The 6,549-nt window shown below is 56.5% G+C and carries 8 protein-coding genes; all 8 read left to right on the top strand.

Features of this window, described 5'->3' with window-relative positions; genetic code table 11:
* The coding region (locus JHB91_RS13955; protein ID WP_233398549.1) for a hypothetical protein at positions 1-239 on the top strand (239 nt) is incomplete at its 5' end.
* Between the two features lie 109 nt (positions 240-348).
* Positions 349-792 (top strand): SMI1/KNR4 family protein, encoded by a 444-nt coding sequence (locus tag JHB91_RS09790; protein WP_199472593.1) that lies wholly within the window; start codon positions 349-351, stop codon positions 790-792.
* A gap of 77 nt (positions 793-869) precedes the next feature.
* Positions 870-1,115, top strand: a complete 246-nt coding sequence (locus JHB91_RS09785) for a hypothetical protein (protein WP_199472592.1) — start codon at positions 870-872, stop codon at positions 1,113-1,115.
* 57 nt (positions 1,116-1,172) lie between these two features.
* Positions 1,173-1,496, top strand: a complete 324-nt coding sequence (locus JHB91_RS09780; RefSeq protein WP_199472591.1) for a hypothetical protein — start codon at positions 1,173-1,175, stop codon at positions 1,494-1,496.
* Positions 1,497-2,594: 1,098 nt separating this feature from the next.
* On the top strand, positions 2,595-2,888 hold the full coding sequence (locus JHB91_RS09775) for a DUF3144 domain-containing protein (RefSeq protein ID WP_199472590.1): 294 nt from the start codon (positions 2,595-2,597) through the stop codon (positions 2,886-2,888).
* Between the two features lie 555 nt (positions 2,889-3,443).
* Complete coding sequence (locus JHB91_RS09770) at positions 3,444-3,701, top strand: hypothetical protein (RefSeq protein ID WP_199472589.1); 258 nt, start codon at positions 3,444-3,446, stop codon at positions 3,699-3,701.
* Between the two features lie 104 nt (positions 3,702-3,805).
* Positions 3,806-4,156 carry a hypothetical protein gene (locus tag JHB91_RS09765; RefSeq protein WP_199472588.1) on the top strand — a complete coding sequence of 117 codons (351 nt, stop codon included), beginning with the start codon at positions 3,806-3,808 and terminating at the stop codon, positions 4,154-4,156.
* 1,957 nt (positions 4,157-6,113) lie between these two features.
* Positions 6,114-6,539: a DUF4375 domain-containing protein gene (locus JHB91_RS09760; protein ID WP_199472587.1), complete on the top strand. Its 426-nt coding sequence runs from the start codon at positions 6,114-6,116 to the stop codon at positions 6,537-6,539.
* The last annotated feature ends 10 nt before the right edge of the window (positions 6,540-6,549 follow it).

Genomic DNA, 6,549 nt, shown 5'->3' with positions numbered 1-6,549 from the left:
ATCCTGATGCAACAGTCTTCTTGCTCTACCCGAACTTGATTGCTCGCTCTAATCTGGAGGACACCATGGCGGTAAAGGTGGCAACGTCCGGACGCAAGACGCAAGAATTTAGGTCTGCTACTGGCACGATCCGCTCCGTTCACGTATATGGCGAGTTTGTGGCCAATACTGGCCGCGGCTCACTTGGCACACTCACCTTCGATTGCGAATTTCACGGGGCCGCAGCGTGTGAGCCCTAACAATGCGTTCAAGCCGACACCGCATCGGGGCGCGAACCACATGGCAGGTAAAGCGTGCCATGTGCCTCACGCCCCGCTGCGGCGCGGCTTAACTTAGGCGTTAGGCCTCATGAAAATTGACTGGTTTGACCAGACGGAAGACCCCATAAACCCTCGGCAAATTGACGGTGCTGAGTTGCTACTTGGCGTTCGCTACCCGGCGTTGTATCGCGCCGTACTTGCCAATCACCACGACTCGGGCGGAGACGCTGACTTTGCAGTCCCAGGCACGTCTCATGGTGCCAGTCTTGGCCACTGGCTCTCCCTGAGTCCATGGGGTACGGAGTCTGTCTGGTCCTGTCTGCTGACATGGCCTGAGCACGAGTTGCCCCGCGACATCATTCCATTCGGCGAAGATGGTGGGGGCAACTACGTATGCTTCGACTATCGCAATTCTTCGCAGCCGTCCGTAGTCATCTGGCATCACGAGCTTTCTGGTACAGACGGGCTGCATACTGTTGCGGCCACATTTGACGATTTTGTTGGCTTTCTTCGCGCCCCGGCTGAGGCCTAACAATTCATTCAAGCCGAAGCCGCTTCGCGGCTCGGCTTAATTCTGGTGTTAGCCCCTCTTCTATGGTTCCGCAGCGTATGAAGCCAAAGATCTACAACGCCCTGGCGGCTATAGCTCTTTGTGTCCTGTTAATTGGAGCCGCCGTAGTACTCGGCGGCATGCTTTACATTGGCTCCGCGTTTCGCATGGCCAACGTCAATCAGTCTGCTGTGTTTACGGTTGAAAACTTTCGGCACGCTTTCCCGCTCTTTGGCATTTCAGCCGCAATCTTGTTTGGCGTTCTTCTTGGTAGTGCGCTGTGGGCACTGCGCAAGAGGGGCTAACAATTCATTCAAGCCGAAACCGCTTCGCGGTTCGGCTTAATTCCGGTGTTAGCACCCATGGCAATCCTGCGCACGTTACTCACGGTCGTATCATTTTGCCTTGCACCGGCGTTCGTGTCGGCCGTCGCGCAGGAACCGTCGGCATCCTCGCGCCCGTCTCAGATTGAGGCGAGCGAGAACAAGGCGGCCTTGGAGGCTGCGTATATAGAGCTAGAAAGAGTGACACTTCTGTCAACTGAGCATGTGGTTGTGATCCGACGCGTTGGCAAGTTCATCGTGGTATCAACAATTCCATCTGCACAGAACGTCCGTGGCGGCCGTGCGCATGTGGTCTATGACCCAGTGCAGAAGAAAGCTGTTTACACTCTTGGTGAAGATTAGTTGCTTCCGGCATGCCGGCGTGGGCGCTAACAATTCATTCAAGCCGACGCCGCTTCGCGGCGCGGCTTAATTCAGGCGTTAGGCGGCACACCAACCAGGACTGCGGCCCATGAGTGATGAACAGCCAACACCATCGCTTCAAGGCTCTTGTCACTGCGGAGCAGTCCGACTCACTCTTCCATTCCCGCCAAGTGAGGCCACGAGTTGCAATTGTTCGCTCTGTCGTCGGTCAGGAGTCATTTGCGCCTACTACGAGCTAGGCACAGTGTCTATTCAAGGGCATCCCGAGAACACGGAGGACTATGTCTGGGGTGACCGGACCCTGAGGAACGTGCGGTGCAAAGCGTGCGGTATCTTCACTCACTGGGAACCACTGGACGCCAAACCTGGCGCTCGGCACGGAGTAAACCTGCGCAACTTCGAGCCAACGCTCCTCGAGTCAGTGGTCGTTAGGCGCTTCGATGGTGCAGATACGTGGAAATTCCTCGATTGAACACTCTCCGCGCGGTGCCGCCTAACAATTCATTCAAGCCGACGCCGCTTCGCGGCGCGGCTTAATTCTGGCGTTAGGGGGCAGGATGCAATTGCGCGGATACCTGTTTGTGGCATTGATCGCTGCTTGTCCTAGCGCGTCGGCCATCTGCATCACTGTCCCTTGAGCAGGAAATCGCTAAGGCGAACTCGGTCTTTGTGGCAACAATTACAGGTGCAAGCCTCAGCCCGTCACTTGAACAACTTCAAGATCAGCAGTCCTACACCATCCAGTACACGTTTGAGGTGGCCATTCGCTTCAAGGGGGATCCATCTATTGTTACCTCCTTGACCACAGGCGGACGGTTTGACGATCCAAGAGACGACGTGTTCTGGACACTCGCGGAGCAGAGCCGGTACGCTCCAGGTGACAGCATTCTTGTTATCGCAGTCGAACCCGGGGCCGTTTCAGTAAGTTCAATTGGCTGCACCGCGTCCCGACCGTGGTCGGACAATGCGGCTTCAAGCGTCCGTTCAATTCCGGGGCTTGCCCCCTAACAGTTCGTTCAAGCCGATGCCGCTTCGCGGCACGGCTTAACTCAGGCGTTAGGCCTCAGAGCAAACATCATGGTTACTGATACAGACGAACACTTCTACGAGCGGGCAGACGCACATATTCATCTTGCCAATGACCATATGGCAACTATCGGTCGCGGCAAGGTGAGCGCATCATTCTTGTACGGTGCAGCGCGCTTCAATGTCTATGTTTCTGCGTGCAACTGCGACTCAAAAGACCACATGATCTCCGAGCGCCAGAGTATTCGCGACTACTACGTCGCTGAGTACACAAAAATGCTCGACGAGCATCTTGACGACTACATTGACAACTACGATGGCTACATGGCCAAAAGCACAGGCTGAGGCCTAACAATTCATTCAAGCCGACACCGCTTCGCGGCGCGGCTTAATTCAGGCGTTAGGCGCTTTATGGACAGTACGGCAGTTTGGAGCTTCCTCCATGACGGCTCGCTGGATCGGGCCGACGGGGCTGTGCCGGGAGATCTAACGCTTCACATCTCCATCCCATACCTCCGCAAGGCATTCCAGCCTGCCGGAGATGGATTCGTCCTTAAGCTCATCGGCTGCAATCAATTTGAGCTAACCGGGGACAGTGGGACGGTCATGAGCGACCTCGGACAGATCGCCGAATGCTCTCTTGAGATTCTTTCAATTGAGAGTGAGTCGCCCCTGTCCATCTATACGACATACGGGACGCTCGTTCTGGCTTACGATACGTTGCAGCTGGCATTGGACACAGGGCAGGCGCTCACGGTTCCGCAGCTAGATCAGGCAAGCGCTGAGTACTGGCAGGCGTGGTCCCAGCGACATGGCGGGAGCGCCTAACAATTCATTCAAGCCGACGCCGCTTCGCGGCGCGGCTTAATTCAGGCGTTAGGCCGCTGGAGGGAGTTTCGCGTGGGCTACACGATCGTGCAGGACGACTCAAAGCGCGAGTCTTTCGCAGAGTACAAGTACCGCATTTATCGCGATGGCAAATTGATCGCCAACTACTGGCATGACTACCGCGGCGACGAGCACGGCATTGATTTCGTTAATGGAAGTAAGGATTCATGGCCAGTGGGACGGATGATTGACTTCATCGACGGTGGCGGACCACAGCCACTGGTTCTATCCCAACGCGCCATGGCATACCTCGATGGCAAGGCGGCGTAAGCTCGTGCGTGCTTTTTCTGGGCAGCGGCCTAACAATTCATTCAAGCCGAAGCCGCTTCGCGGCTCGGCTTAATTCAGGCGTTAGCCCCTTGATGGAGAGTTCTATGGACTTGAAGGATTTTGTCTCCCAAACGCTCGTACAGATCGCCACCGGCGTGAAGGACGCACAAGCACAGGTCAAAGATCTCGGCGGAACCGTCAACCCATCGCTGAACAGTGGACATGAGCTGGCCGGAAAACTTGGCTTCCTCTACACGCGTGATTCGTCAATGGCTCCTGTCGTCCAATTCGACGTGGCATTGACCGTTGCAGAGGGCTCGGGCACTAAGGGCGGCATTGGCGTTTTTGCCGGGGCGGTCAATCTAGGTAGCAGCGGGCAGTCGCAGAGCGAGCAGTCCTCGGTCAGCCGCGTCAAGTTCGCCGTCCCACTTACCCTGCCCGCGCACAGGGGCTAACGATTCATTCAAGCCGACACCGCTTCGCGGCGCGGCTTAATTCAGGTGTTAGGCCTCATTCCATGGCAGCTCGCTTCCTGTACCTTGATAATGTTGGCTCACCGACGCGGTGGGACGGCACACGCTACTTTGACTACTTAGCAAAGGTGCGAGAATGCCTTCCGAGCGACCTGCAAAGTCTTACTGCAAAGGAGCGTTACGAGCTTCCTTCAGGCTCAGACCTGTCTCTTTGGCGCTCTGATGTGACCTACATGCAAGCTAGCGGCAATGGAATCACGCTTAGTGCCACGAATGACTACCGAACACGGCGCTTCGAGTTCATTTACTCTGGCATCTGCAGGCTGCAGACCACATCTAACTGTCTCTATTTCATGCCGACCATCGTTGTTCAAGAGCTTGTCAGACTGCGGAATGGGCTACTCCGCCACACTTTCTCCGACATGCGCGGCGACTTCACTACTATCCATGCGTCGTCTCTGTCCTTCCAGGAGAGCCTCCTCCAGTGAGGCCTAACAATTCATTCAAGCCGACACCGCTTCGCGGCGCGGCTTAATTCAGTCGTTAGGCCCGCTTTGATGACTCTTCGCATCTCACACCGGCAAACATCATTCTGGGACTTCCTTAGTCCTGCTGAAGTGGTTCGAGTGCATTTCGTACAGAAGCAGGAACAATTGTTCGTCTCGCCAGAGTGCGATGACTTTCGTGTGGTGTCGGAGCATCCAGTTCTGCTCGACTATCAGGATGCACGGGCTTCTGTGTATCTCGCCTCACCTGCGAGTCAGCCTGAGGTTGTGCTTGAGCATTTGGCAGCGGAGGTTGCTGCGGTCATGGGTCCTTGGCGTTCCTCAGCAAGCTACTTCAATGACTTGGTGGAGCCGCTAGACCTATTGCGCGACGGATCCGGTCTTCTGGCCCATGCGCCGCAGACCGTAGCGAATCGCATGTGCGCAGTACTGAAGCAAGCCGGGGTCAGTCATAGCGTCCTTCCTTCACAGCCACCTCGCTGGCCTATGCAGGCACTTATTGCTGGGCCAAACTTCATTGTGGCCCGCCAGTTCCGCACGGAGCGCGGGCCTAACAATTCATTCAAGCCGACACCGCTTCGCGGCGCGGCTTAATTCAGGCGTTAGGCCTCATGGAAGCTAGTTCGCTAATCTCAAAGTACGAAAGGACGGTTCGCGGCATAGAGACGCAGTCCTGTGATTGCGGGGGCGAGCTGCGTGTCGGTGATGCCTGGCGGTCAGCCTGTGGTTGGTCGCCCGAGTACATTAATGACATTGAGGTGAGGAGCGATATTGAGCATCTCCTCAAGACTGATGCGCTTAGTACAACGCAGCTAGCTCAGGTTGTTGCAATTGACTGGCGGCTCAAGAAGCTTCTCGGAGCTAACGGAGTTAGTGTGAGTAGTGCCGAGTTTTGGCGTAACGGCCTTCCACTAGGTGTAGCGCAGTGAGGCCTAACAATTCATTCAAGCCGATGCCGCTTCGCGGCACGGCTTAATTCTGGTGTTAGGCGCCATGCCAATAGGTCGCGTAATCCTCAAGAGCGTTACGTTCCTGGCTGGAGCGGTGCTCGCCTTTGCCGGGATGGGCATTCTGGTAGCCGTTGGGTCCGGTGACGTGCGGGGTGGAGTGCAGGCCGCCACGTTCATGGGTATCGGGTTCCTCGTGGTCGCAGCGCCTTGCATCGCCTATCCCTTCTCGTCGCGCTTGGCCTCCGCACTGTTTGCTCTCGCTCTGGCGGGCTTCGCAATATCAATGCTGTGCCTGGCATTCGGTGCAGACATGGCACCAGCTCAATCGACACTGTTCCAAGTCGCGGCCAGCTGCTTCTCGGCTATTCTGGCGCTTAGGTTCTGGCTGGCCCATCGGCGTCATAGGCGCGTCGGTGGCGCCTAACAATTCATTCAAGCCGACACCGCTTCGCGGCGCGGCTTAATTCAGGCGTTAGGCGGCCTATGCAAGATCAATCGCAATCCAAGGATGTGGTGGCACCTGCGTATGAGCGCCTCGCTCTGATCGGCGGTGATCCGCTAGATCTTGATGAGCCATTCCGTACAGTTGTTTTGGCCGACACTGCACTTGGCCTCATTGGCAACGGCGGATTCGAGTACTTCTTCGAGTCTGACTTCCCGGGACGCCCCGACTACTCGGACTTCGCTGCGGCCTTTGAGAATCTTGGCCTTGCCTACTTGGCCGACGGCCTGCGGGAATTGGTCGCGCTCTTCCCCTTTCAAGCTCCCCACCAAGAGCGAGAACGCCGGTTGATCTTCCTGGCATCTCCAAGCTCCGACTTCGGAAGCGCCGCTAGTCGGCTCAATGAGCGGGTGTGGCAAGATTCCAGCATTGATGAGCGGCTGCAGGCCTATGGGGCGGCCGCCTAACAATTCATTC

It is taken from the genome of Luteimonas sp. MC1828 (assembly GCF_016461615.1).
Taxonomy (GTDB): domain Bacteria; phylum Pseudomonadota; class Gammaproteobacteria; order Xanthomonadales; family Xanthomonadaceae; genus Luteimonas.
The sequence above is the reverse complement of the archived record's forward strand: the minus strand, read 5'-3'. Positions and strand labels throughout refer to the sequence as shown.